25 protein-coding genes and 1 pseudogene are annotated in these 24,248 nt (G+C 68.3%); 19 read left to right on the top strand and 7 right to left on the bottom strand.

All coding sequences use genetic code 11. The features are described from left to right. Nucleotides 1–4: 4 nt before the first annotated feature. A complete protein-coding gene (locus tag AC07M8_RS05260; protein WP_495173333.1) occupies nucleotides 5–2,755 on the bottom strand; it encodes an ATP-dependent DNA helicase in 2,751 nt (916 codons plus the stop codon). 131 nt (nucleotides 2,756–2,886) lie between these two features. Between AC07M8_RS05260 and AC07M8_RS05255 the strand changes: the two genes are divergently transcribed. From AC07M8_RS05255 to AC07M8_RS05240, 4 genes are all read left to right on the top strand, one after another. Then, nucleotides 2,887–4,473 carry a lysine--tRNA ligase gene (locus AC07M8_RS05255; RefSeq protein ID WP_495173332.1) on the top strand — a complete coding sequence of 529 codons (1,587 nt, stop codon included), beginning with the start codon at nucleotides 2,887–2,889 and terminating at the stop codon, nucleotides 4,471–4,473. Nucleotides 4,474–4,569: 96 nt separating this feature from the next. Next, the gene (locus tag AC07M8_RS05250; protein ID WP_495173331.1) at nucleotides 4,570–5,772 is read left to right on the top strand and encodes an MFS transporter; all 1,203 of its coding nucleotides are present in this window, start codon (nucleotides 4,570–4,572) and stop codon (nucleotides 5,770–5,772) included. A gap of 1 nt (nucleotide 5,773) precedes the next feature. Continuing rightward, the gene (gene nhaA, locus AC07M8_RS05245; RefSeq protein WP_495173330.1) at nucleotides 5,774–6,976 is read left to right on the top strand and encodes a Na+/H+ antiporter NhaA; all 1,203 of its coding nucleotides are present in this window, start codon (nucleotides 5,774–5,776) and stop codon (nucleotides 6,974–6,976) included. Further along, nucleotides 6,973–8,211 carry an MFS transporter gene (locus tag AC07M8_RS05240; protein ID WP_495173329.1) on the top strand — a complete coding sequence of 413 codons (1,239 nt, stop codon included), beginning with the start codon at nucleotides 6,973–6,975 and terminating at the stop codon, nucleotides 8,209–8,211. Before nhaA ends, AC07M8_RS05240 begins: the two co-directional genes overlap by 4 nt. A gap of 67 nt (nucleotides 8,212–8,278) precedes the next feature. Here AC07M8_RS05240 and AC07M8_RS05235 read toward each other — a convergent pair whose 3' ends face one another. The 3 genes from AC07M8_RS05235 to sucC form a co-directional block, all read right to left on the bottom strand. Further along, nucleotides 8,279–9,208: an electron transfer flavoprotein subunit alpha/FixB family protein gene (locus tag AC07M8_RS05235; RefSeq protein ID WP_495173328.1), complete on the bottom strand. Its 930-nt coding sequence runs from the start codon at nucleotides 9,206–9,208 to the stop codon at nucleotides 8,279–8,281. Beyond that, the gene (locus AC07M8_RS05230; protein WP_495173327.1) at nucleotides 9,205–9,951 is read right to left on the bottom strand and encodes an electron transfer flavoprotein subunit beta/FixA family protein; all 747 of its coding nucleotides are present in this window, start codon (nucleotides 9,949–9,951) and stop codon (nucleotides 9,205–9,207) included. Before AC07M8_RS05230 ends, AC07M8_RS05235 begins: the two co-directional genes overlap by 4 nt. A gap of 225 nt (nucleotides 9,952–10,176) precedes the next feature. After that, the gene (sucC, locus tag AC07M8_RS05225) at nucleotides 10,177–11,376 is read right to left on the bottom strand and encodes an ADP-forming succinate--CoA ligase subunit beta (RefSeq protein WP_267396942.1); all 1,200 of its coding nucleotides are present in this window, start codon (nucleotides 11,374–11,376) and stop codon (nucleotides 10,177–10,179) included. Nucleotides 11,377–11,505: 129 nt separating this feature from the next. On the opposite strand from sucC, the gene AC07M8_RS05220 reads away from it, so the two are divergent. The 3 genes from AC07M8_RS05220 (at nucleotide 11,506) to AC07M8_RS05210 (ending at nucleotide 12,865) form a co-directional block, all read left to right on the top strand. Beyond that, nucleotides 11,506–12,012, top strand: coding sequence for a sterol desaturase family protein (locus AC07M8_RS05220; protein ID WP_495173326.1), 507 nt, complete (start codon nucleotides 11,506–11,508; stop codon nucleotides 12,010–12,012). A 25-nt stretch (nucleotides 12,013–12,037) separates the two neighbouring features. Continuing rightward, complete coding sequence (locus tag AC07M8_RS05215; RefSeq protein ID WP_495173325.1) at nucleotides 12,038–12,373, top strand: PilZ domain-containing protein; 336 nt, start codon at nucleotides 12,038–12,040, stop codon at nucleotides 12,371–12,373. Between the two features lie 105 nt (nucleotides 12,374–12,478). Beyond that, entirely contained in the window at nucleotides 12,479–12,865 is a 387-nt protein-coding gene (locus tag AC07M8_RS05210; RefSeq protein WP_267396939.1) for a PRC-barrel domain-containing protein, read from the top strand. A 21-nt stretch (nucleotides 12,866–12,886) separates the two neighbouring features. Here the strand turns inward: AC07M8_RS05210 and AC07M8_RS05205 are convergent, their stop codons facing one another. Beyond that, nucleotides 12,887–13,822, bottom strand: a complete 936-nt coding sequence (locus AC07M8_RS05205; protein ID WP_495173324.1) for a ribose-phosphate pyrophosphokinase — start codon at nucleotides 13,820–13,822, stop codon at nucleotides 12,887–12,889. Nucleotides 13,823–13,915: 93 nt separating this feature from the next. On the opposite strand from AC07M8_RS05205, the gene gltX reads away from it, so the two are divergent. Beyond that, on the top strand, nucleotides 13,916–15,244 hold the full coding sequence (gltX, locus tag AC07M8_RS05200) for a glutamate--tRNA ligase (RefSeq protein ID WP_495173323.1): 1,329 nt from the start codon (nucleotides 13,916–13,918) through the stop codon (nucleotides 15,242–15,244). A 149-nt stretch (nucleotides 15,245–15,393) separates the two neighbouring features. Here gltX and AC07M8_RS05195 read toward each other — a convergent pair whose 3' ends face one another. After that, nucleotides 15,394–15,789 (bottom strand): hypothetical protein, encoded by a 396-nt coding sequence (locus AC07M8_RS05195; RefSeq protein WP_495173322.1) that lies wholly within the window; start codon nucleotides 15,787–15,789, stop codon nucleotides 15,394–15,396. A 29-nt stretch (nucleotides 15,790–15,818) separates the two neighbouring features. Between AC07M8_RS05195 and AC07M8_RS05190 the strand changes: the two are divergent. The 8 genes and pseudogenes from AC07M8_RS05190 to AC07M8_RS05155 form a co-directional block, all read left to right on the top strand. Then, nucleotides 15,819–15,978, top strand: a pseudogene (locus AC07M8_RS05190) (glutamate--tRNA ligase); the annotation flags it as partial. 288 nt (nucleotides 15,979–16,266) lie between these two features. Further along, the gene (locus AC07M8_RS05185; RefSeq protein ID WP_495173321.1) at nucleotides 16,267–16,935 is read left to right on the top strand and encodes an energy transducer TonB; all 669 of its coding nucleotides are present in this window, start codon (nucleotides 16,267–16,269) and stop codon (nucleotides 16,933–16,935) included. 69 nt (nucleotides 16,936–17,004) lie between these two features. Next, complete coding sequence (locus AC07M8_RS05180; RefSeq protein WP_267396934.1) at nucleotides 17,005–17,352, top strand: hypothetical protein; 348 nt, start codon at nucleotides 17,005–17,007, stop codon at nucleotides 17,350–17,352. Nucleotides 17,353–17,390: 38 nt separating this feature from the next. Next, nucleotides 17,391–18,491 carry a bifunctional diaminohydroxyphosphoribosylaminopyrimidine deaminase/5-amino-6-(5-phosphoribosylamino)uracil reductase RibD gene (ribD, locus tag AC07M8_RS05175; protein WP_495173769.1) on the top strand — a complete coding sequence of 367 codons (1,101 nt, stop codon included), beginning with the start codon at nucleotides 17,391–17,393 and terminating at the stop codon, nucleotides 18,489–18,491. Then, on the top strand, nucleotides 18,476–19,102 hold the full coding sequence (locus AC07M8_RS05170) for a riboflavin synthase (RefSeq protein WP_495173320.1): 627 nt from the start codon (nucleotides 18,476–18,478) through the stop codon (nucleotides 19,100–19,102). The genes ribD and AC07M8_RS05170 overlap by 16 nt, the downstream gene beginning before the upstream one ends. After that, nucleotides 19,083–20,231: a 3,4-dihydroxy-2-butanone-4-phosphate synthase gene (gene ribB, locus AC07M8_RS05165; protein WP_495173319.1), complete on the top strand. Its 1,149-nt coding sequence runs from the start codon at nucleotides 19,083–19,085 to the stop codon at nucleotides 20,229–20,231. Before AC07M8_RS05170 ends, ribB begins: the two co-directional genes overlap by 20 nt. Next, a complete protein-coding gene (gene ribH / locus AC07M8_RS05160; RefSeq protein ID WP_495173318.1) occupies nucleotides 20,231–20,650 on the top strand; it encodes a 6,7-dimethyl-8-ribityllumazine synthase in 420 nt (139 codons plus the stop codon). Before ribB ends, ribH begins: the two co-directional genes overlap by 1 nt. Nucleotides 20,651–20,654: 4 nt before the next feature. After that, nucleotides 20,655–21,092, top strand: coding sequence for a hypothetical protein (locus AC07M8_RS05155; protein ID WP_495173317.1), 438 nt, complete (start codon nucleotides 20,655–20,657; stop codon nucleotides 21,090–21,092). A 48-nt stretch (nucleotides 21,093–21,140) separates the two neighbouring features. Here the strand turns inward: AC07M8_RS05155 and AC07M8_RS05150 are convergent, their stop codons facing one another. Next, nucleotides 21,141–22,214, bottom strand: coding sequence for an alkene reductase (locus AC07M8_RS05150; protein ID WP_495173316.1), 1,074 nt, complete (start codon nucleotides 22,212–22,214; stop codon nucleotides 21,141–21,143). Nucleotides 22,215–22,271: 57 nt separating this feature from the next. On the opposite strand from AC07M8_RS05150, the gene AC07M8_RS05145 reads away from it, so the two are divergent. The 3 genes from AC07M8_RS05145 to AC07M8_RS05135 all read left to right on the top strand — a co-directional run bounded on the left by AC07M8_RS05145 (nucleotide 22,272) and on the right by AC07M8_RS05135 (nucleotide 24,247). Beyond that, complete coding sequence (locus AC07M8_RS05145) at nucleotides 22,272–23,234, top strand: DMT family transporter (protein WP_495173315.1); 963 nt, start codon at nucleotides 22,272–22,274, stop codon at nucleotides 23,232–23,234. After that, entirely contained in the window at nucleotides 23,234–23,887 is a 654-nt protein-coding gene (locus AC07M8_RS05140; RefSeq protein WP_495173314.1) for a COQ9 family protein, read from the top strand. Before AC07M8_RS05145 ends, AC07M8_RS05140 begins: the two co-directional genes overlap by 1 nt. 63 nt (nucleotides 23,888–23,950) lie before the next feature. Beyond that, complete coding sequence (locus AC07M8_RS05135) at nucleotides 23,951–24,247, top strand: FeoA family protein (protein WP_495173313.1); 297 nt, start codon at nucleotides 23,951–23,953, stop codon at nucleotides 24,245–24,247. Nucleotide 24,248 lies beyond the last annotated feature (1 nt).

The following is a 24,248-nucleotide window of genomic DNA, read 5'->3' as shown; positions in this document are numbered from 1 at the left end:
TCCCTCAGGCTTCGGAGGGCGCCTCATGCCCCAACGCCACCGGCAAGGAAAGCGGCGCCGCTCCGGTCCGCCCCGGCGCGAGTCGTGCCGCGACTCGCGCCACGGCTTCGTCGAGCGTCACCCGCACGATCGGCACGCCGGGCGGAAAGGCGGTGAGCAGCCGCGACGGCATCGCTGCCGACAGCATCACGAACGCACCGCGATCGTCGGCGCGACGGATCAGCCGGCCGAACGCCTGCGCCAGCCGGGCGCGGATCAGCCGATCGTCATAGGCGGGGCCGCCGCCCGCCAGGCGCCGCGCCGCGTGCAGCACGGTCGGCTTGGTCCAGGGCACGCCCTCCATCACCACCAGCCGCAGCGATTCGCCCGGCACGTCGACGCCGTCGCGCAGCGCATCGGTGCCGAGCAGCGAGGCGGCCGGATCGTCGCGGAAGATGTCGACCAGCGTGCCGGTGTCGATCGGGTCGACATGCTGGGCGTGGAGCGGCAGCCCCTCGCGCGCCAGCCGGTCGGCGATGCGGCCATGCACCCCGCGCAGCCGGCGGATGGCCGTGAACAGCCCCAGCGTGCCGCCGCCCGCGGCGACGATCAGCCGGGCATAGGCGTTGGCGAGGGCCGGCACGTCGCCGCGCTTGACGTCGGTGACGATCAGCACTTCCGATTGCGCCGGGTAATCGAACGGGCTCGCTGCCTCGAACCGGGTCGGACTGCGGCCGAGATGCGGCGCGCCGACCCGGGCCTCGGCGGTGTCCCAGCCCTCGTCGCGATTGGCGCCGCCGCCGGTCAGGGTCGCCGACGTCACCAGCGCGCCATGGGCGGGCTTGAGCACGATCTCGGCGAAGGGACGGGTGGGATCGAGCCAATGGCGATGCAACCCGATGTCATATTCACGGCCCTCGGCGCGATCGACCGCGAGCCAGTCGACGAATGATGGATCGATCGGGCCGCCGACGCGCGCGAGTAGCGCCAGCCAGGCCGCGACAGTCTCGGCGCGCCAGCCGATCGAGGCGATCGCGCCTTCCACCCGCGCCCGCGCGGCTGCGTCCATCCAGTCGGGCGCCTCGGCGAGCACTGCTTCGAGCCGGCGGCCGAGCGTGACCAGCGGCCGCACCAAAGCATCAAGCGCCGCCGCCGCCGGCGCCGCCGCCTCGATCAGCTCGGGGGTGGGCTCGGCGAGCTCGGTCTCCAGCCCATAGCCTGCGTCGCCGGGCTGTTCGGCGCGCGCATAGGTGAGCCCGCGCACCGCCGCGAGCAGATGCTCGATCGGCCCAAATGGCGCGCCCTCGGCGAGCCGGCCGAGCCAGCCATCGCTGGCGAGATGGCGCGCCGCCTCGACGGCGTCCTGAATGGCGATGCCGCCCTGTTCGTCATAGCTGGCGACATCGGACAAGCGTGCCTGCAGGCCGCGGCGGCGCCCGCGGCCGCCGCTTTCGGGGCCGAGGATCCAGCGGCGCAGTTCGATCGTCTCGCCGCCGGTGAGCGCGGTGGCGAACATCGAATCCGCCGCCTCGAACAGGTGATGGCCCTCGTCGAACACATAACGGGTGGGGCGCGTCGCCAACTCGCGACCACGCGCGGCGTTGACCATTACCAAAGCATGGTTGGCGATCACCACATCGGCCTCGGCGCTCGCCCGCGCCGCGCGTTCGAGGAAGCATTTGCGGTAATGCGGGCAGCCGGCATAGACGCATTCGCCGCGGCGATCGGTCAGCGCCGCAGGGCCGTTGCGGCGGAACAGGGTCGGCAGCCAGCCGGGCAGATCGCCGCCGACCATGTCACCATCGGCGCTATATGCCGCCCAGCGCGCGACGAGATGCGCGAGGATCGCGGCGCGCCCGGCAAAGCCGCCCTGCAGCGCGTCCTCGAGGTTGAGCAGGCACAGGTAATTTTCGCGGCCCTTGCGGGTCACCACCTTCTGCTTGCGGATCGCCGCATCGGGAAACACCCGTTCGGTTTCCTTGCCGAGCTGGCGCTGCAAGGCCTTGGTATAGGTGGAGATCCATACCGCGCCACCGGCGCGCTCCGCCCACAGCGAGGCGGGCGCGAGATAGCCCAGCGTCTTGCCGATGCCGGTGCCGGCCTCGGCGAGCACCAGATTGGGCGCGTCGCGCATCGCCCGCGGACTGAACGCGGCGGTTGCCGCAGCGGCGAAGGCCCGCTGGCCGAGCCGCTCCTCGGCGCCATGGCCGGTGAGATCGACCAGGCGCGCCTCGGCCTCGCCCGGCTCCAGCGTGATCGTGCGCGGCGCGGGGCGGGGCGGCTGCTCTTCCCACTCCGGCAGGGTGCTGAACAGCCAGCGCTCGTTGACGGCGGGCTTGGCGAGCCGCTCGTCGATCACCGGACCCCAAGGCCAGCGCAGCCGCAACAGTGATTGCGCCGCGGTCCAGGCGCCCTCGCGCTCGGGCCAGTCCCCCGCCGGCACCGCGAGCAGCGCGGCGGTCGAGGCGAGCAGGAAGGCGGCGACGTCTTCGTCGCGCGCAGGCGGCGCCACGCCGATCGCGCGTGCCAGTCCCTTGGGGGTGGGCACCGCGAACCGCGCCGGATGCAGGAACGCGAATAATTCGAGCAGATCGAGCCCCGACAGCTCCGCATAGCCCAGCCGCTGGCCGATCAGGGCTGCGTTGAGCATGATCACCGGCGTATCGGCCGCGATCCGGATCGCCTCGCCGCGTCCCACCCCGCGGGTGCCCGCCGCGGTGGCGATCCAGATGCCGCCGTGGCTGGCGTGGAGCGCAGGATAAGGGAGCGGGGCCATCGGCCTGACTTAATGGCGCGGAACAGAATGGCAACTGCATCCGGCTCCTGCCAGGATGACCGGCTATCGCTCACCCCGTCCTTGCGCCGAATTTGTCTCTGTCGCCCCCGATGCGCTAGGGCGCAGCGATCATGACCACCGAACTTCGCACCGCAGCGCTCGAATCCAAGGCCTGGCCCTATGAGGAAGCCCGCAAGCTCCTCAAGCGTTACCCCAACGGCAAGCCCGCCACGGACGGCCAGCCTGCGCCGATCCTGTTCGAGACCGGCTATGGCCCGTCGGGGCTGCCGCACATCGGCACCTTCAACGAGGTGCTGCGCACCACCATGGTGCGCAACGCCTTTCATGCGCTGAGCGACCAGCCGACCCGGCTGATCGCCTTTTCCGACGACATGGACGGCCTGCGCAAGGTGCCCGACAACGTCCCCAATGGCGACATGCTGCGCGCCCATCTCGGCAAGCCGCTGACCCGCATCCCCGATCCGTTCGGCACCCACGACAGCTTCGCCGCGCACAATAACGCGCTGCTGCGCGAGTTTCTCGACCGCTACGGCTTCGACTATGACTTCGCGTCGTCCACCGATTATTATACCTCGGGCCGCTTCGACGACGCGCTCCGTGGCGTGCTGCGCCACTATCAAGGCATCATGGACGTGATGCTGCCGACACTGCGCGCCGAGCGCCGCGCCACGTATTCGCCGGTGCTGCCAATCAGCCCGACCAGCGGCATCGTCCTGCAGGTGCCCGTCGAGGTGATCGATGCCGAGGCCGGCCTGATCGCCTTCGACGATGAGGGCCAGCGCGTGGTCCAGTCCGCGCTCGGCGGCCTGTCGAAGCTGCAGTGGAAGGTCGATTGGGCGATGCGCTGGGTCGCGCTGGGCGTCGATTACGAGATGGCAGGCAAGGATCTGATCGATTCAGTGACGCAGTCGGGCAAGATCGCTCGGGTGCTCGGCGGCCGCCCGCCCGAGGGCTTCAACTATGAGATGTTTCTCGACGAAAAGGGCGAGAAGATCTCCAAGTCCAAGGGCAACGGCCTGACCATGGACCAGTGGCTGACCTACGGCCCCGACGAGAGCCTCGCCTTCTACGCCTATCGCGAGCCCAAGAAGGCCAAGCAGCTGCACATGGGCGTAATCCCGCGCGCGGTGGACGACTATTGGCAGTTTCGCGGCAACTATCCCGGCCAGGCGCTGCCGCAGCAGCTCGGCAACCCCGTGCACCACATCCACGACGGCAAGGTGCCGACGGAGACACTGCCGGTCACCTTCGGCCTGCTGCTCAACCTCGTCGGCGTGATGGGCGAGGCGACCAAGGAGCAGGTGTGGGGCTATCTCGGCAATTACGTGCCAAATGCGACCCCCGACACCTATCCCGAGCTTGACCGGCTGATCGGCTATGCGCTCGCTTATGCCCGTGACTTCGTCGCGCCGACGCTGCAGCGCCGCGCGCCCCAGGGGGTCGAGATCGCCGCGCTCGAGGGGCTCGACACCGATCTGGCCGCCTTGCCAGCCGACGCCAGTGCCGAGGACATCCAGAACATTGTCTACGAGATCGGCAAGAGCGGCGGCTTCGCCGAGCTGCGCGACTGGTTCAAGGCGCTGTACGAGACGCTGCTCGGTTCCAGCCAGGGGCCGCGGATGGGCAGCTTCATCGCGCTTTACGGGATCGCCAACAGCCGCAAGCTGATCGCGGAGGCGCTCGCCAAGGTCGGTTGATCACGGCCGGCAGGCCATGGATCCGACGAGTTGCTCTTGCCGCGGCTGAAGTCATCGCGCCTTGTTGCGTCGCAACATAATGCGTACCCGAGTTCGATGAGCTTGAGAGAAATCGCCGCCGCTCACCCCGGCCTGGTCCACCTTGGGCTGGCGGTGGGTGGCTTCGCCATCGGCACCACTGAATTCGCGGCCATGAGCCTCGAGCCGGATCTTGCCCGCAGTCTCGGCGTCGATGCGCCAGCGATCGGCCACATCATCAGCGCCTATGCGCTGGGCGTGGTGATCGGCGCACCGACCATCGCGGTGCTGTCGGCCAAGATGTCGCGGCGGACGCTGCTCATGGTGCTGATGACGCTGTTCGCGGTCGGCAACGGCCTGTCGGCGCTGGCGCCATCTTACGGCTGGATGATCGCCTTCCGCTTCCTCGCCGGCCTGCCGCACGGCGCCTATTTCGGCATCGCCTCACTGGTCGCGGCGTCGCTGGTACCCGCCGACAAGCGCACCACCGCGGTCGGACGGGTGATGCTCGGGCTCACCGTGGCGACGATCGTCGGCGTGCCGCTGGCAACGCTGCTCGGCCAGATCGCGAGTTGGCGGCTGGTGTTCGGCGTCGTCGCGCTGCTGGCGCTGCTGACCGCCGTGCTGGTCGCGCTGCTGGTCCCGATCGACCAGCCCGACGGCAACGCCAGCCCGTTGCGCGAACTCGGTGCACTGCGGCGCAGTCAAGTGTGGCTGACGCTGGCGACCGGCGCGGTCGGCTTCGGCGGGCTGTTCGCGGTCTACACCTATCTCGCCGTCACGCTCCACGACGTGACGGGGATCGGTCCCAAGGCAATCCCGCTGGTGTTCGCCGCCTTCGGCATCGGCATGACGCTCGGCAATTTGCTGGTGCCGCGCTTTGCCGATCGTGCGCTGATGCCCACCGCCGGCGCGCTGCTGGTGTGGGCTGCGGTGGCGCTGGCGCTGTTCCCGCTCGCCGCCGGCAACATCTGGACAGTCGCCGTCGACGTGCTCGCGATCGGTTTCGGCGGTGCGCTGGCAACGGTGCTGCAAACCCGGCTGATGGACGTCGCCGGCGACGCCCAGGCGCTCGCCGCGGCGCTCAACCATTCGGCATTCAACGTCGCCAATGCGATCGGGCCCTGGTTCGGTGGCCTGGCGATCAGCGCCGGCTACGGCTGGACCTCCACCGGCTATGTCGGCTGCGCGCTCGCGCTCGGCGGCCTGCTGATCTGGGCAATCTCGCTGGTCGCGGCACGAGGACGCTTGCCCCGCTCGTCCGAACCTTTAGTCGGTTAGCATGACCGGCGCGCATCCGCGACGCGGCGGGTGGTCTGCGCTCCGCGACTTCCTGACCAGCGAGGCCTTCGGCGGGATCGTGCTGATCGTCGCTGCCGTGCTGGCGATGATCGCCGCGAACCTGCCGGCGACCGCCAGGCTGTACGTCGCGCTGCTCGATTTCCATACCGGCCCCACCCTGTCGCCGACGCTCGGGCCGATGAGTGTGCACCTGTGGATCAATGACGGGTTGATGGCGCTGTTCTTCCTGCTGGTCGGGCTGGAGATCAAGCGCGAGCTGCGCGACGGCAGCCTGGCAAGCGCCGAACGCCGCCGCCTGCCGATCATCGCGGCGATCGCGGGGATGGCGATGCCGGCGCTGGTGTTCCTGCTGATCGCGGGCGGTGACGCCGATCTGCGGCCGGGCTGGGCGATCCCCGCCGCCACCGACATCGCCTTTGCGATTGGCGTGCTCGCCTTGCTGGGCTCGCGCGTCCCCTCGTCGCTCAAGCTACTGCTCACCACGGTGGCGATCGTCGACGACATGGGCGCGGTGGCGATCATCGCGGTCGCCTATACCCAGGCCATCGACTGGCTCGCGCTCGCCGGCGCGGCGCTGGTGCTGGCAGGCATGTACGCGCTCAACCGCCGTGGCGTGATGAGGCTGTGGCCATATCTCGCCGGCTTCGCCTTGCTGTGGCTGCTGGTGCTGGTCTCGGGAGTTCATGCCACCATTGCCGGCGTGCTCACCGCCACGCTGATCCCGCTCAAGCGCTCGCCCGGGACGCCCGACGATGCGGCATCGCCGCTTCACCGCCTCGAGCATGCGCTCAGCCCCTGGGTGGCGTTCGTGATCGTGCCGCTGTTCGGCTTCGTCAATGCGGGTGTGTCGCTGCGCGGCGCAAGCCTGGCGACGCTTGCCGAGCCGCTGGTGCTGGGCGTCGCGCTCGGGCTGTTCCTCGGCAAGCAGCTCGGCATTTTCGGCGCAATCTGGGCGGCGGACCGGCTCGGCATGGCGCGGCGGCCGGGCGGGGTGAGCTGGGCGCAGCTCTATGGCATGGCGCTGATCGCCGGGATCGGCTTCACCATGAGCCTGTTCATCGGCGGCCTTGCCTTTGCCGATCCGCAGCGGCTGGAGGCGGTCAAGATCGCGGTGCTGGCGGGATCGATCCTGTCGGCGCTGGCCGGCGCGACGGTGCTGACGCTGGCGAGGAGACGAGCATGACATCGCCGCAGGACGAGGCGCCGCTGCGCCAGGGCAGCGCGGCCTATCGCCGGCTGACGCTGGCGATGCTGTTCGCCGGTTTCTCGACCTTTTCGCTGCTCTATTCGGTGCAGCCGCTGCTGCCGCTGTTCGCGGTCGACTTTGGCCTCAGCGCCGAGGCGGCGTCGCTCGCGGTGTCGCTGGCAACCGGGCCGCTGGCGATCGGGATCCTGTTTGCCGGGATGCTCAGCGACCGAGTCGGGCGGCGGCCGCTGATGGTGGCAGCGATGTTCGCCGCGGGCGTGCTGACGCTGGCCGCGGCGGTGGTGCCCGGGTGGAGCGGACTGCTGGCGTTGCGGCTGCTAACCGGCATCGCGCTAGCCGGCGTCCCCGCGGTAGCGATGGCCTATGTCGCCGAAGAGGTGGATGTCGCCTCGGTCGGCGCCGCAATGGGGCTGTACATCGCCGGCAGCGCGATCGGCGGCATGGGCGGGCGGCTGGTCGCGAGCCTGGTCGCAGATGTCGCCGGCTGGCGCTGGGCGCTCGGCAGCGTCGGCCTGGCGGGGATCGCGATGGCCGAGGCGTTTCGCCAGCTGGCCCCGCCGTCTCGCTTCTTCATCGGCCAGCCTGGTGCCGGCGATGCGCTGAGCGGGATCAAGGCGCTGTTCGCTGATCGGGCATTGCCCTTGCTCTATGCCGAAGGCTTCCTGCTGATGGGAGTCTTCGTCACCGTCTACAATTATGCCGGCTTTCGGCTGCTGGCGCCGCCCTACAGCCTCAGCCAGGCGGCAGTGGGCGGCGTGTTCCTGCTCTACATCCTCGGCTCGGTGAGTTCGGCGCGATTTGGCGCGCTGGCCGGGCGCCTCGGGCGGCGAAACGTCTTCTGGTGGCCGATCATGCTGCTGATTGTCGGCGTCGCGGCGACCGCCGCGCAGCCCTTATGGCTGGTGATCGGCGGCATCGCCATCGTCACGGTCGGCTTCTTCGGCGCTCATTCGATCGCCAGCGCCTGGGTGGGGCGGCGCGCGCTCGCCAACCGCGGCCAGGGATCCGCCTTCTACCTGTTCTTCTATTATCTGGGTTCGAGCGTGCTCGGCTCGGCGGGCGGTGTCGCCTGGAGCCGGGCGGGGTGGAACGGCGTCGCGCTCTTCTGCTTCGTACTCGGCGCGCTAGCGCTGGCCATCGGCTTGGTGCTGCGCATGATCCCGCCGCTGCCATTGCCGGAAACACCGGCGACGGCGCCGGTGGAGCCCTGACGACCGGACGAGCAGGTCACGTCGCCGGGTGGGCTGCGGTGCCGTACGAGACGACACCGCGATCGCCTTACAGCTTCTCGGTCAGTTCCGGCAGCAGCGTGAACAGGTCGCCGACCAGGCCGATGTCCGCGACCTGGAAGATCGGCGCATCCTCATCCTTGTTGATGGCAATGATGACCTTCGAATCCTTCATGCCGGCAAGATGCTGAATCGCACCGGAGATACCGACAGCGATATAGACTTCGGGCGCGACGATCTTGCCGGTCTGCCCGACCTGATAGTCGTTAGGCACATAGCCGGCATCGACCGCGGCGCGGCTGGCGCCGACCCCGGCACCGAGCTTGTCGGCGAGCGGCTCGATCAGCTTGGTGAAGTTTTCGCCATTCTGCAGCGCGCGACCGCCGGAGACGATGATCTTCGCCGAGGTGAGCTCGGGTCGCGCGTTCTCGGCGATTTCGGACCCCGAGAAGCTCGACAGGCCCTTGTCACCGGTGGAGGCGACGGCTTCCACCGTGCCGCTGCCGCCCTCGATCGCCGCCTTATCGAAGGCGGTGCCGCGAACGGTGATCACCTTCTTGGCGTCCGACGACTGAACGGTCGCGATCGCGTTGCCGGCGTAGATCGGCCGGGTGAAGGTGTCCTCGCTCTCGACCGACAGGATGTCGGAGATCTGCATGACGTCGAGCAGCGCAGCGACGCGCGGCGCGATGTTCTTGCCGTGGGTAGTGGACGGCGCGACGAAGGCGTCGTGATGGCCCATCAGCTCGACGATCAGCGGCGCGACATTCTCGGCAAGCGCATGCGCATAGGCCGCATCGTCGGCGACATGGACCTTGCCGACGCCGGCGATCTTGGCGGCCGCCTCGGCCACCGCGCCGACGCCCTGCCCGGCGACGACGAGATGGACCTCGCCCAGCTTGGACGCGGCGGTAACCGCCGACAGCGTGGCATCCTTGACGGCCTGGCCGTCATGCTCGACCCAGACGAGAGTCTTCACTTGGCAATCCCCATGGCATGCAGCTTCATCACGAGTTCGTCGACATCGGCGACCTTGATGCCGGCCGAGCGCTTGCCGGGCTCGACGACCTTGAGCGTCGTGATCCGCGGCGTGACGTCGACGCCGTAATCGGCGGGAGTCTTGTTCGCGAGCGGCTTGGACTTGGCTTTCATGATGTTGGGCAACGACGCATAGCGCGGCTCGTTGAGGCGCAGATCGGTGGTGACGATCGCGGGGAGCTTGAACGAATCGGTCTCAAGACCGCCATCTACCTCGCGGGTCACCGTCACCGTGTCCGCGGTCAGCTCGACCTTGGAGGCGAAGGTGCCCTGGCCCCAGCCGAGCAGGCCGGCGAGCATCTGGCCGGTCTGGTTGTTGTCGTCGTCGATCGCCTGCTTGCCGAGGATGACAAGCGCGGGCTGCTCCTCCTCGACGATCTTGGCGAGGATCTTGGCGACGCCCAGCGGCTCGACCTTCTGGTCGGCGGTGACGAGGATCGCGCGATCGGCGCCCATCGCCAGCGCGGTGCGCAGCGTCTCCTGCGCCTTGGGCTCGCCGATCGACACGACGACGATCTCGGTGACGCCCTTGTCCTTGAGGCGGATCGCCTCTTCGACGGCGATCTCGTCGAACGGGTTCATGCTCATCTTGACGTTGGCGAGGTCGACCCCCGTCCCGTCTGCCTTCACGCGGGGCTTCACATTGTAATCAAGCACACGCTTGACCGGCACCAGCACCTTCATCAGCGTCCTTCCAAATCTGTCTCTCGACACCTTTTGAGGTGTCTCGTCGGCGGCTCACATGGCTGTTCCGCGGCGTGTTCGCAAGTCGGGTACGGAAACTCGCGCTTGCCGTAACGGCGACGCGGCGCCGCCATCCCCCAGCCAACGCGCCACAAACGAATCGGGCCCAGGCTTTCGCCCGGGCCCGATCCTTTTTTCAGCCGCGTGGCCCGGCGAACGTCGCGATCAGGCGACCTTCTTGACCTCGGCAACGATCTTCTGCGCGGCGTCGCCCAGGTCGTTGGCGGGGACGATCGCCAGGCCGGAATTGGCGAGGATGTCCTTGCCCTGCTGGACGTTGGTGCCTTCGAGGCGGACGACCAGCGGCACCTGGAGGTTAACCTCCTTGGCCGCGGCGACGATGCCCTCGGCGATGATGTCGCAGCGCATGATGCCACCGAAGATGTTGACGAGGATGCCCTTCACGTTCGGATCACCGAGGATGATCTTGAACGCCGCGGTCACCTTCTCGGTGGTGGCGCCACCGCCGACATCGAGAAAGTTGGCGGGGAACATGCCGTTGAGCTTGATGATGTCCATCGTCGCCATGGCAAGGCCGGCGCCGTTGACCATGCAGCCGATGTCGCCGTCGAGCTTGATGTAGGCGAGGTCATACTTCGACGCCTCGAGCTCGGCCGGATCCTCCTCGGATTCGTCGCGCAGCTCCATCAGATCCTTGTGGCGGAACATCGCGTTGCCGTCGAAGCCGACCTTGGCGTCGAGCACCATCAGCTTGCCGTCCTCGGTGACGGCAAGCGGGTTGATCTCGATCTGCTCGGCGTCGGTGCCGAGGAAAGCGTCATACAGCTTCGAAGCGACGTTGGCGGCCTGCTTGGCGAGGTCGCCGGTCAGCTCGAGCGCCGCGGCGACGGCGCGGCCGTGATGCGGCATGAAGCCGGTCGCGGTGTCGATGTCGATCGCGTGGATCTTCTCGGGCGTGTCATGCGCGACGGTCTCGATATCCATGCCGCCCTCGGTGGAGGCGACCATCGAGACGCGGCCGGTGGCGCGGTTGACGAGCAGCGCCAGGTAGAATTCCTTGGCGATGTCGACGCCGTCAGTGACGTAGAGGCGGTTAACCTGCTTGCCGGCATCGCCGGTCTGGATCGTCACCAGCGTGTTGCCGAGCATGTCCTGCGCCGCGGCGCGGACCTCGTCGGCCGACTTGGCGAGGCGGACGCCGCCCTTAGCCTCGGGGCTGAGTTCCTTGAACTTGCCCTTGCCGCGCCCGCCGGCATGGATCTGCGCCTTGACGACGTAAAGCGGCCCGGGGAGCTTCTTGGAGACCTCGACCGCCTCGTCGACGGAGAGCGCGGCATAGCCCGCGGGAACGGGCACGCCGAACTTCGCCAGCAATTCCTTGGCTTGATATTCGTGGATGTTCATGGCCGTCCTCGCCTTTTGATACTAAGGGGATTTGCACGGCCTAAAGCACAGGCTGGCTGACGAATCCACCCCTCACGAAAAACGGGTGGCCGTGTTTATTGCAAACGCATCGCATTATCTGGAGCGATCATGTCCTGGCCGATCGGCATTCTTCTGTTTCTGGCGACGGTGATCGGCATGGAGGCGTTCGCCTACGCCGCACACCGCTGGATTATGCATGGGCCGGGCTGGTTCCTTCATGCCAGTCATCACCGTCGGCGCGACGGCGCGTGGGAGCTGAACGACCTCTATGCGGCGATCTTCGCGGTGCCGTCGTTCGTGCTGCTGCTCGGCGGGGTGCAGCTCGGCTGGTGGCCGGGCTGGGCCTGGATCGGTGCCGGCATCGCCGCTTATGGCGCGATCTACTTCGGCTTCCACGACATCATCGTCCACCAGCGGATCCCGACGCGCTACCTGCCCAAGTCTCGCTACATGAAGCGGATCGTCCAGGCGCATCGGCTGCATCACGTGGTCGAAACCCGCGAAGGCAATGTCTCGTTCGGTTTCCTGGTCGCGCCCAGGCCCGAGGCGCTCAAGGCCGAACTGAAGCGTCGCGGGCGGGCGGGGGTGCGGCGCGCGTCGTTGGCAGAAAAGTAACCATTGCGTGGCAGGACTCGGCGCCATGGAACAGCCATCCTTCACGCCCCCGTTCGAGCCGCTGACCGCGGGCGACGACCATCGCCAGGCATTGCGCAAGGCCGTGAAGATGCGCGCGCATTTGCGCGATCGCGGCCAGACCCGGTTCGAGATCGAGGTCACCGACCTGTCGATGTCGGGATTCCGCGCCGAAACCAGCTTCACCTTGTGGCCGGGCACGGTGGTGTGGCTGACGCTGCCGGGGCTTGCGGGCCTCGAGGCGGTGGTCGCCTGGCGCGACAAGTTCAAATATGGCTGCGCCTTCGCCAAGCCGCTCCATCCTGCCGTGTTCGACCATATCGTCGCGCTCAGCCAGCGCTGACGGGCTGGCGAATCCGCCTGAAAAGGCGCATAACGACGAGCGGGAACGGGCCTGCGGGACCACCGCATGCCGGGGCAAGTCGTGGGGGGCAGATGGAGGCCTACCATGTTAGAAGCCGTTGCTGCCGCCAGCGCGCCTGACGAGGATGTCAGCGACGCCGCGCACCGCCTGATTTCATCCAATCGGATCGAGGGCACGCCGGTATTCGACCGATGCGGCGACAAGATCGGATCGATCCACGCGGTGATGATCGAGAAGCGCAGCGGCCAGGCAACGTATGCCGTGCTGACCTTCGGCGGGATCTTCGGCTTCGGCTCGCGGGCCTATCCGCTGCCTTGGTCGATGCTGACCTATGACCAGGCGCAGCGCGGCTATTGCCTGGCGGTGAAACGCGAGGACATCGAGGCGGCACCGTACATGACCCTCGACCAGGCCGACCGGCCGCGGCTGGCGCAGGAGCCGGTGTACCACCATTGGGACGAGTATCTCTGATCCCGCTGGCGACGCGGCGACTCAGTCGAACAGGCTCGACACGCTGGTTTCGTCGGCGATGCGCTTGATCGCCTCGCCGAGCAGCGGGGCGATCGGCAGGTGGCGGATCTTGGCGGCGGCGCCGATAGACTCGTGATTGCCGATGGTGTCGGTGATCACCAGCTCGCGCAGCGCCGAGCCCTCGACCCGGGCCACCGCGCCGCCCGACAGCACGCCATGGGTGACATAGGCGACGACGTCCTCGGCGCCCGCCTCGCGCAGCGCCGCGGCGGCGTTGCACAGGGTGCCGGCCGAATCGACGATGTCGTCGATCAGCACGCAGAAGCGGCCCTCGACATCACCGATGATGTTCATCACTTCGGATTCGCCGGCACGCTCGCGGCGCTTGTCGACGATCGCGAGGGGCGCATTGTCGAGTCGCTTGGCGAGCTGGCGGGCACGGACCACGCCGCCGACGTCGGGCGACACCACCATCAGATTCTTAGCCCGGAACCGCGCCTGGATGTCGGCGCTCATCACCGGGGCGGCATAGAGATTGTCGGTGGGGATATCGAAGAAGCCCTGGATCTGGCCGGCGTGGAGATCGACCGAGAGGACGCGGTCGGCCCCGGCGACGGTGATCAGATTGGCGACCAGCTTGGCCGAAATCGGGGTACGCGGTCCCGGCTTCCGGTCTTGCCGGGCATAGCCCATGTACGGGACCACCGCAGTGATCCGCCGTGCCGACGAGCGCTTGAGCGCGTCGATGATGATCAGCAGCTCCATAAGATTGTCGTTCGCCGGAAAGCCGGTCGACTGGAGCACGAACACGTCCTCGCCGCGGACATTCTCCTGGATCTCGACGAAGATCTCCTCGTCGGCAAAGCGGCGCACCAGGGCATCGGTGAGGGGAATCTCGAGATAGTCGGCGATCTCGCGTGCGAGCGGGAGATTGGAATTGCCGGTCAACAGTTTCATCGCGAAGCCCCTTCGAATCCGGCTGCCTTAGTCGCGGCACCCCGCCAGCGGAAGGGGTTTGCCCGTCCCAGCCCCGGCTCGTAAGGCCTGGGGATGACCGTCGTCACCCGCTTCGCCCCCTCGCCCACCGGCCGGCTCCATGTCGGCAACATCCGCGCCGCGCTGCATAACTGGCTGTTCGCGCGGCAGCAGGGCGGGCGGTTCGTGCTGCGGATCGACGACACCGATGCCGAGCGCAGCGAGGAGCGGTTCGTCGACGCGATCCGCGCCGATCTCGCCTGGCTCGGGCTCACCCCCGACGGCGAGGAGCGGCAATCCGCGCGGTTCGCGCTGTACCAGGCGCGGTTCGACGCGCTGGTCGCGGCGGGGCGGATCTACCCGGCCTATGAGAGCGCACAGGAACTCGACCTCAAGCGCAAGATCGCCGCCGGACGCGGGCTGCCGCCGGTGTACGACCGCGCCGCGCTGGCGCTGAGCGATGCGCAGCGCACCAGCCTGGAGGCCGAGGGCATCGCCCCGCACTGGCGCTTCAAGCTCGATCATGACGCGCCGATAGAGTGGGACGATCTGATCCGCGGCCACCAGAAATTCGACGCGGCGACGATGAGCGATCCCGTGGTACGCCGCGCCGACGGCTCGTGGCTCTACATGCTGCCCTCGGCGATTGACGATGCCGACATGGCGATCAGCCATGTGGTGCGCGGCGAGGACCATGTCTCGAACACTGCGCTGCAGCTGCAGATGTTCGCGGCGATGGGGGCGACGCCGCCGCGCTTTGCGCATGAGGCGCTGCTGACCGGGGCGGAGGGCAAGCTGTCCAAGCGGCTGGGGTCGCTCGGCGTCGATCACTTCCGCGAGGAAGGCCTCGAGCCGCAGGCGGTGATCGCGCTGTTGGCGCGGATCGGGACCAGCGATCCGGTGGAGCCGGTGGCGACACCCGCGCCGCTGATCGCCGGCTTCGACTTCGCGCGGTTCGGCCGGGCGCCGGCGCGGTTCGACGAGGCCGAGCTGGCGCAGCTCAACGCGCGGATCGTCCACCAATTGCCCTATGCGGCGGTGGCCGAGCGGCTGCCGAGCGGGATGGCCGCGGCGGAATGGGGTGCGGTGCGCCCCAATCTGACGCGAGTCGCCGAGGCTGCCAATTGGTGGCGGGTGATCGAGGGCCCGATCGAGGCACCCGCCGCCGACGACGAGACGCGGGCTTATCTGGCCCAGGCGGCCGCGGCGGCGGCGGCGATCGACTGGTCGGCAGATCCCTGGCACGCGCTGACCAGCCGGCTGAGGGAGCAGACCGGTCGCAAAGGCAAGGCGTTGTTCCTGCCGCTGCGCCAGGCGCTGACCGGGCTCGACCATGGCCCCGACATGGCGGCGCTGCTGCCGCTGATCGGCGAGACGCGGGCGGTGGCCCGGCTGCGCGGCTAGCCGAGTCGCGCCGCGAACCTGCGGCGAATACGGTAGAATTGGGCACAAGTTGAGTGAAGTTGTCATGCACAATGCACCTCTCAACTTCGAACGTTTTCATTACTTGGCCGATGTGACCGCGTCGGCGGGCCGGCGGGTCTTCACGCTGGTCAGTCACCGTTGACTTCGCCCTCTTCATCGGGAAGCTTGGCCTCGAGGCGGCGTCTGCGCACGTCGTTCAGCAGATCCTCGATCTCGAACAACAGCGCGCGCCCCTGGTCGGTCTTGCCGTTGGTGTCGTCCTGGTCCTCCGCGAACAGCAGTTTGGCGCGTGCCGCGAGATCGAGCAGCGCTGTGTAGCGCTCTTCGCCGAGCTTCTTGCGAACGACGGCGAAGCCTTCGGTTAGTGCAAAAAACTCCGTATCGATGTTCCTGCCAGGAAAATTACCCAAAGGATCAATGAAGGTCGGCGCACCCAAGATCATCGAACCCAACATGTCATAGATCTCGCTGAGTGATGCGGGCACGTAAGGCTTTGCATTGAAATAGGAACTAGGCTGGCTCATTTTGTTCTCTCCGAGCGTGAAATGGCATAAGCGTGACCAGCCGCCTGAAGGAACTGACCGGGCGCAAGGGCAAGGCGCTGTTCCTGCCGCTGCGCCGGGCGCTGACGGGGCTCGACCATGACCCCCGACATGGCGGCGCTGCTGCCGGAGATCGGCGAGGTGCGCGCGGTGACCCGGCTGCGCGGCTAGCCGAGTCGCACCGTGAACCTGCGGCGATTCCGTTATAATAGGGCACAAGTTGAGTGAAGTTGCCACTCGGGACGACACCGTCATGCGTGTATCGTTTCCGTGAATGCGGTGATGAGAAAAAGCGTCGCCCAAAGCTAGCAGAGTGGTGACGTGTAGGACAGCCGCTGTCGCTGGTCGGTGGCAGCGACCGCATCTATCGTACCCATCTTGCGCCTAATTCGTAATGATGTAACATCGTGCTTCCTGCAGGAGACACGATTTTACCCACCACGAGCGAGGAGACGGTTCATGTACGCCGATCGATATGTTCAGCCGACCCGGTTCAACCCTGGCGGATTGACCGCCGCGGTGCTGATCAACGCCGCGGTGATTGCCGCGCTGCTGTTCTCCGCGCCGCACATCGCCTCCCGCATCGCCGACAAGCCGATCACCATCTATGCTGTGCCGGTCGAGCCGCCACCGCCGCCCCAGCCGCAGCCGTTCACACCGCAGCACCAGCAACAGGCGGCGCGGCCCAACGAGCAGATCGACCTGCCGGTGCCGCTAATGCCGATGCCGAGCACCGACTTCTCGCTGCCGCTGTCGCCGCCGCTGCCGCCCGCGGGACCGGTAATCGGCACCGACACCGGACCGGCGGTGGATGCCGCGCCCGCCACGCCGACCCCGCTGCCGCTCGTCGATCCGGCGATCGATGCGCGCTACGCCAGCCAGTTCCAGCCGGTCTATCCCGCCGCCGAGCGCAGGGCCGGGCGCGAAGGCAAGGTGATGGTCCGGGTACTGGTGGGCATGGACGGCCGGGTGAAGCAGGCCGAACGGGTCAGCGCGACCAGCGACGCCTTCTGGCAGGCGACGCTGGAGCGGGCGATGGGCAAGTGGCGGTTCAAGCCGGGCACGCGCGGCGGGGTGCCGGTGGAGGCGTGGCGAACGCTGACGCTGACCTTCGTGCTGGAGGATTGAAGCCGGGCGCGGTTCGCCGAGTCTGCGGCGGGGCTGGCTTCGGCCGCCCCGCTTCCCTATCTTGGCGCCATGCAGTTCTTCGCCCGCCTGTCACCGGTTCGCGCTTATAAGGATCTGCGCTTCTTCCTTGCGCAGCGGCACCCTTATGAGCTCGGCTTCCTGGCCGCCGCGCTCGCGGTCACCGGCTTCTTTCTCTACGCGTTCATGCGCAGCGACTATGTGCCGCCGGTCTATCAGCCGCACATCATCTATGTGCAGCAATGGCGCGCCGACCGCACCGACGCCGAGATCAAGGCGCAGCAGGCGATCGACAAGGTGGACCAGGACAAACGGATCGCCGACCAGAAGGCGGCGGAGGCCAAGGTCAAGGCGGACTATCGCAAGCTCGACCAATCGTTGTCGAAGTGGGGGCTCTGAGCAGTCCCCACGCCGTCGTGACCGACGACGGTCGCCGGATGGACACGGCGCTGGCGCTGGCGTCACGCGGCCGCGGGCGCACTGCGCCCAACCCCACTGTCGGCTGTGTGATCGTGCGCGACGGCCGGGTGATCGGTCGCGGCTGGACCCAGCCCGGCGGGCGGCCGCATGCCGAAGCGATGGCGCTCGCCGAGGCCGGTGACGGTGCGCGCGGTGCGACCGCTTATGTGACGCTGGAGCCGTGCGCGCATCGCTCGCCGCGCGGGTCGGCGTGCTCGACGCTGCTGGTCGCGGCCGGGGTGGCGCGGGTGGTGGTGGCGATGGGCGATCCCGATCCGCGCACCGATGGCACGGGGCTCGCACGGCTGCGCGACGCCGGGATCGCGGTGACCACCGGCGTGCGCGCGGCCGAGGCGGCGGCATCGATGGCGGGGTTCCTGACCCGGCGGCGCCTGGGGCGGCCGTTCGTCACCCTCAAGCTCGCCACGTCGCTCGACGGCTGCATCGCGCTGGCGGATGGCACGAGTCGCTGGATCACCGGACCCGAGGCGCGCGCGCATGCGCATCTCGAGCGTAGCCGGCATGAGGCGATCCTGGTCGGGCGCGGCACGGTCGATGCGGATGCGCCGCGGCTGGATGTACGGTTGGCGGGCCTCGAGGCGCGCAGCCCGATCCGCGTGATGCTGACGCGCGGCGGGGATGGAGCGGACGTGGCGCAGGAGGACCTGATTGCCTCAACTCGTCATCCCAGCGGAAGCTGGGATCTTGTCGAGGCGCGCACGGATGGAGCCGCGAAAGACCCCAGCGTGCGCTGGGGTGACGGCCATGGCGGGTATGATCGAGTTGGCGACTGGCTGACCATCGCCGCGCCTGAAGCGATCGCCGAACTCCCCACCGTCGACCACCTGCTGGTGGAAGGCGGCGCCCAGACGGCGGCGGCGTTCCTGCGGGCGGGACTGGTCGATCGGCTCTTATTGTATCGCGCGCCGATCCTGATCGGGGTGGGGATGCCGGCGCTCGGCGACATCGGGCTCGGCGATCTCGCCCTGGCCCATGGCCGCTGGCAGTTGGCGGATGCGCGCCAACTTGGCAGCGACCGGCTGGAGGTCTACGGGCACGGGCCATGTTCACCGGCATAATCTCCGATATCGGCACCATCACCTCGGTGGAGGCGCGCGGCGACACGCGGATGGTCGTCAGCACCGCCTATGACACCAGCGGAATCGAGCTCGGCGCGTCGATCGCCTGTTCGGGCGTGTGCCTGACCGTGGTCGACAAGGCCGCGGCCGGCGAGCCGGGCTGGTTTGCGGTCGACGTCAGCCACGAGACGCTGAGCCGCACCGCGCCCGGTCAATGGCACCAGGGCCAGCGATTGAATCTCGAGCGCGCGATGAAGCTCGGCGACGAACTCGGCGGCCATATCGTCACCGGCCATGTCGACGGTGTCGCTACCGTCACCGAGCTGGTGGCGGACGGCGACTCGCGGCGGATCGGCTTCCGCGTTCCCGCGGCATTGGCGCCGTTCCTCGCCACCAAGGGCTCGATCACGGTCGACGGCGTGTCGCTCACCGTCAATGCGGTGACCGATCATGCCGAGGGCACCGATTTCGCGGTCAACATCATCCCCCATACGCAGGCGATGACCACGCTTGGCGCCATCGAGCCCGGCCAAGCGGTCAACATCGAGATCGACGTGCTCGCCCGCTACCTCCAACGCATGGAGCATTATCGTGCCCACCCAGCCGCTTAAGCCCGAGCTGTCGCGCCTGCGCCACGCCTTCCTGTCGAGCCCCGAAGAGATCATCGACGAGGCCAAGAACGGCCGGATGTTCATCCTGGTCGACGACGAGGACCGCGAGAACGAGGGCGATCTGGTGATTCCGGCGCAAATGGCGACGCCCGAGAAGATCAACTTCATGGCCAAGCACGGCCGCGGGCTGATCTGCCTGGCGCTGACCAAAAAGCGTGTCGAGGAGCTCGGCCTCGGGCTGATGAGCCGCAACAACGGCACCCGCTACGAGACCGCCTTCACCACCTCGATCGAGGCGCGCGACGGCGTGACCACCGGCATCTCGGCGGCGGACCGCGCGCGGACGGTGGCGGTGGCGATCGATTCGTCCAAGGGCAAGGACGAGATCGTGACGCCGGGCCACGTCTTTCCGCTGGTCGCGCGCGATGGCGGGGTGCTGGTACGCACCGGCCATACCGAGGCGGCGGTGGACGTGTCGCGGCTCGCCGGCTTGAACCCCTCGGGCGTGATCTGCGAGATCATGAACGAGGATGGGACGATGGCGCGGCTCGACGACCTCGTCACCTTCGCGCAGTTCCACAACCTCAAGATCGGCACGATCCGCGATCTGATCGCCTATCGCCGCCGCTACGACCATCTCGTCGAGAAGCGCGCCGAGGCCAAGTTCACCAGCGACTGGGGCGGCGAATGGACTGCGCTGACCTATTGGAACAAGGCCACCGGCACCGAGCAGATCGCCTTGGTCAAGGGCAAGGTGGATCCGACCAAGCCGACGCTGGTGCGGATGCATGCGCTGTCGCCGTTCGCCGACATCTTCGGCGAGGACGGCTGCCGCGGCGGGCTGCTGCGCCGCTCGATGGAGATGATCGCCGCCGAGGGCGCGGGGGTGATCGTGGTGATCAACAAGCCGCGCGCCGACCAGTTCACCCTGGCGCTGCAATCGCGCGCCGGCACCCTCGCCGAGACCGACATGGAGGAGTTGCGCGACTATGGCGTCGGCGCGATGATCCTCACCGAACTCGGCGTCGAGGAAATGGTGCTGCTCACCAACACCCACCACACGCTCATCGGGCTCGACGGCTATGGCCTGTCGATCGTCGGCGAGCGTCGCATCGAAACGGAAAACTGATGGCCCACGTCCTCATCGTCGAAGCGCGCTTCTACGACCATCTGAACGACCTGCTGGTCGCCGGCGCGCGTGCCGCGATCGAGGCCGCCGGGCACAGCCACGAGACGATCACCGTGCCGGGCGCGCTTGAGGTGCCGGGCACGATCGCGATGGCGGCGGAGAGCGGCCAGTATGACGCCTTCGTCGCACTTGGCGTGGTGATCCGCGGCGAGACCTACCATTTCGAGATCGTCGCGAACGAGAGCGCGCGCGGGATCATGGCGCTGACCATGGACGGCCTCGCGATCGGCAACGGCATCCTCACCACCGAGGACGAGGCGCAGGCGCTGGTCCGCGCGCGGCCGACCGAGCTCGACAAGGGCGGCGGCGCGGCCAAGGCGGCGCTGGCGATGATGGCCTTGGCGACGCGGTTCGGCTGATCCGGTGATCGACGTCCCGCCCTCGCGCTGGAAGGTGGTCGAGCGCGGGCGGCGGCTGGAGGTGATCGACCGGCTGAATGGCAAGGCGGTAGCGCAGCATGGCCGGCCGGCGAACGCCGCTCCGGGGCTCGGGCGGCTGGCCGGGGCGCTGCAATCGCTGCGGCCGCGGCAGACCCGGTTCGATGGCGGCGGCACGCTCACCACCCATCCCTTCTACGACGCCAAGGGCCCGCGGACGCTGCAGCTGGATGGCGGCAGCGCGGCACTGATCGCGCGGGTGCGGATCGGCGCGGCGGTGCTGGCCGTGGCGCTCGCGGTTGCGGCGCTTGCCTGGCCGTGGGCGCTGCTGGTGCTGGCGCCGCTGTTCGGGGGCAAGCCGCGCCGCCAGGCACGGGCCGCGGTGACCCGGTGGCTGGACCGGGTCGATCGGGAAAACGCCTAGCGGCTTTCACCCGTACCGCCGGCAGGGTGAGGGCCGCTGCTCGCGGCGTCACGCCGCCGCGGTCTCGAGCGCCGGATAGTCGGTGTAGCCCTCAGGGCCCTTGCTGTACCAGGTCGGCTGATCGTCCTTGGCGAGCGGTGCGCCGGTGCGCAGGCGCTCGACCAGATCAGGGTTGGCGATGAACGGGCGGCCGAAGGCGATGCCGTCGGCGAGGCCCGAGTCGAGATCCGCCTGCGCCTCGGCCAGCGTATAATCCTGGTTGAGGATCAGCGGGCCGCTGAACACCTTGCGGATCTCGGGCGACAACTTCGGTACGTCGGTGCTGCCGAAGGTGCCGTCGGGACCGAGCTCGCGCAGCTCGAGGAAGGCGATGCCGAGATCGTCGAGCGCCTGGGCGGCGGGGATGAACACGGACAAGGGATTGCTGTCGTCAGCACCCTGGGTCTCGCCATTGGGCGAGAGGCGGATGCTGGTGCGCCCGGCGCCGATCGCATCGACCACCCGCGCGACCGATTCGCGCATGAAGCGGACGCGGTTCTCCGGGCTGCCGCCGTAATCGTCGTCGCGCAGATTGGTGCCGTCGCGCAGGAACTGGTCGATCAGATAACCATTGGCGCCATGGAGCTGGACACCGTCGAACCCGGCACGCAGCGCGGCGCGGGCGGCCTCGGCATAATCGTCCTGCGCGCGCGCGATGTCATCGAGCGTCGCCGCCTGGGCCTCGACATAGGGGTTCTCGGGCTTGTGATAGGGCGCGCGGGTCGCCGACGACGACAGCGGGGTGACGCCGGTGACGTCGGGGCGCGCGAGCCGGCCCATGTGCCAGATCTGCGCGACGATATGCCCGCCCGCCTCGTGCACCGCGGCGGTGATCGGCTTCCACGCCTCGATCTGCTCCTCGGTCCACAGCCCCGGCGCGTTGGGCCAGCCCAAGCCCTGGCGGCTGACGCCGGTGCCCTCGGTGATGATCAGCCCGGCGCCGGCGCGCTGGCGATAGTAATCGATCATGATCTCGGTGGGGACATGGTCGTCGGTGGCGCGACCGCGGGTGAGCGGCGCCATCAGCACCCGATTGGCGGCGGGGATATCGCCCAGCGTGATGGGATCGAACAGGCTCGGCATGCAGGGCTCCAACTTTTGTTTCACTGACGGATTGCAGATAGGAAGCTACACCGCGGCATGCACGCCGCGACGCCCCCAATAAATTCTGTCCCGCCGCCAACCGCCACCGTGCCGGTCGCGACCCCGGCGAGCGCCTTCGTCGCCCTGCTGATAGGCAATGTCGCGCTCGCCTTCGGCGGCTGGTTCGTGCGCCTTGCCGATACCGGGCCGGTGGCCGCGGCCTTCTGGCGGATGGCGATCGCCCTGCCCTTCCTGGTGGTGCTGGCGCTGGCGAGCGGGGCACGGCCGCGGCGGATGGACCGGTGGATGTGGGTGATGCTGGCCGCCGGCGGGGTCGCCTTCGCGCTCGACCTTGGCACCTGGCACCTCGGCATCCTGCGCACCACGCTCGCCAATGCGACGCTGTTCGGCAATTCGGCGACGCTGATCTTCCCGATCTACGGCTTCCTGATCGCCCGGGCCTGGCCCAACCGCACCCAGGCGGTCGCGCTCGGGCTTGCCTTTGCCGGCGCGGCGCTGCTGATGGGGCGCTCGTACCAGCTCGACCCGCGCAACCTCGCCGGTGACCTGCTCTGCGTGCTCGCCGGGCTGCTCTACACGCTCTATTTCGTGCTGATGGCGCGGGTACGCACGACGATGGCGCCGCTGCCGGCGCTGGCGCTGTCGACGATGGCCAGCGTCGCGCCGTTGCTGGTGTTCGCGCTGATCCTCGGCGAGCGGGTGATGCCCGGCGACTGGACGCCACTCATCGGCCTGGCGGTGGTCAGCCAGCTGATCGGCCAGGGCTGCATGATCTATGCGCTCGGCAAGACATCGCCGCTGGTGGTGGGGATCGCGCTGCTGGTGCAACCGGTGGTGGCGGGCGCGATCGGCTGGATCGACTATGGCGAGCGGCTGCACGGCCCCGATTTCATCGGTGTCGCTCTCGTCTGCCTGGCGCTGGTGCTGGTGCGGCGGGGCGACACGGCGACGCCGCCGGTGGTTGCACCCGCGGCGCGAGAAGCGCAGGAGCATTTGTGATGACCGAGGATCTGACGCTCGACGAAATCCGCGTGGCGCTCGCGCCGGGAATCGCCGCCAATGCCGCCTTCGACGGCTGGAGCGACGCCGCGCGCGACATGGCCGCCGATGCAAAAGGAATCGACCGCGGCATCGCGGCACTCGCGTTTCCGGGCGGCGCGGTGGACATGATCGACGCCTGGTTCGCCAGCATCGACACGGCGATGGCGGCGGCGCTCTCGCCCGAGCAACTGGCGGCAATGAAGATCCGCGGTCGCATCGCCGCGCTGGTGGAAGCCCGCCTCGCCGCGGTCGCGACCTCGCGCGAATCGCTGCGCCGCGCGCTGACCATCCTCGCCATGCCGCAGCACCTCGCGCGCGGCGCGCGGCTCGGCTGGCGGACGGTGGACGAGATCTGGGCGCGCGCCGGCGATACCGCGACCGACTATAACCATTATACCAAGCGCACCATCCTGCTCGGCGTCTATGCCGCGACGGTGACGGTGTTCCTCGACGACGACAGCGACGACTGGGCCGAAACCCGCGCCTTTCTCGCGCGGCGGATCGACGGGATCATGCGCTTCGAAAAGGCCAAGGCCGGGTTCGTGCGGCGAACCGAGCACATGCCGAGCCTGTCGCGGTTCGTCGGACGATTGCGCTACCCGGTGGTCTAACGACCCAGCAAATGCGGCAGAATGCATTTACTCCTCCATCAGTAAATGATAATCAGTCGCATCATGGATATGTCCCGCCACGTCGTCCCCGAACTCAGCCTGGTTTCGCTGCCCCGCCGACAGCAGGCGACCGTCGCCACGATCGACTGGACAATGCTGGCGGTGCCCGAGGCGCGACGGCTGCGCGAGTTCGGCTTCGACGAGGGTGTCGCGGTGGAGGTGCTGCATCGCGCCTCGCTCGGCAACGGGCCGATCGCCTGCCGGATCGGGCGGATGACGGTGGCGCTGCGCCGCGCGGTCGCCAGCGCGATCCACGTCGATCCTGCCGCCCCCGCTGCTACCGTCGCTTTCGCCGGATAGA

It is taken from the genome of Sphingomonas sp. GW821-FHT09E03, assembly GCF_059416225.1.
This window is presented reverse-complemented; position numbering and strand designations above follow the sequence as displayed.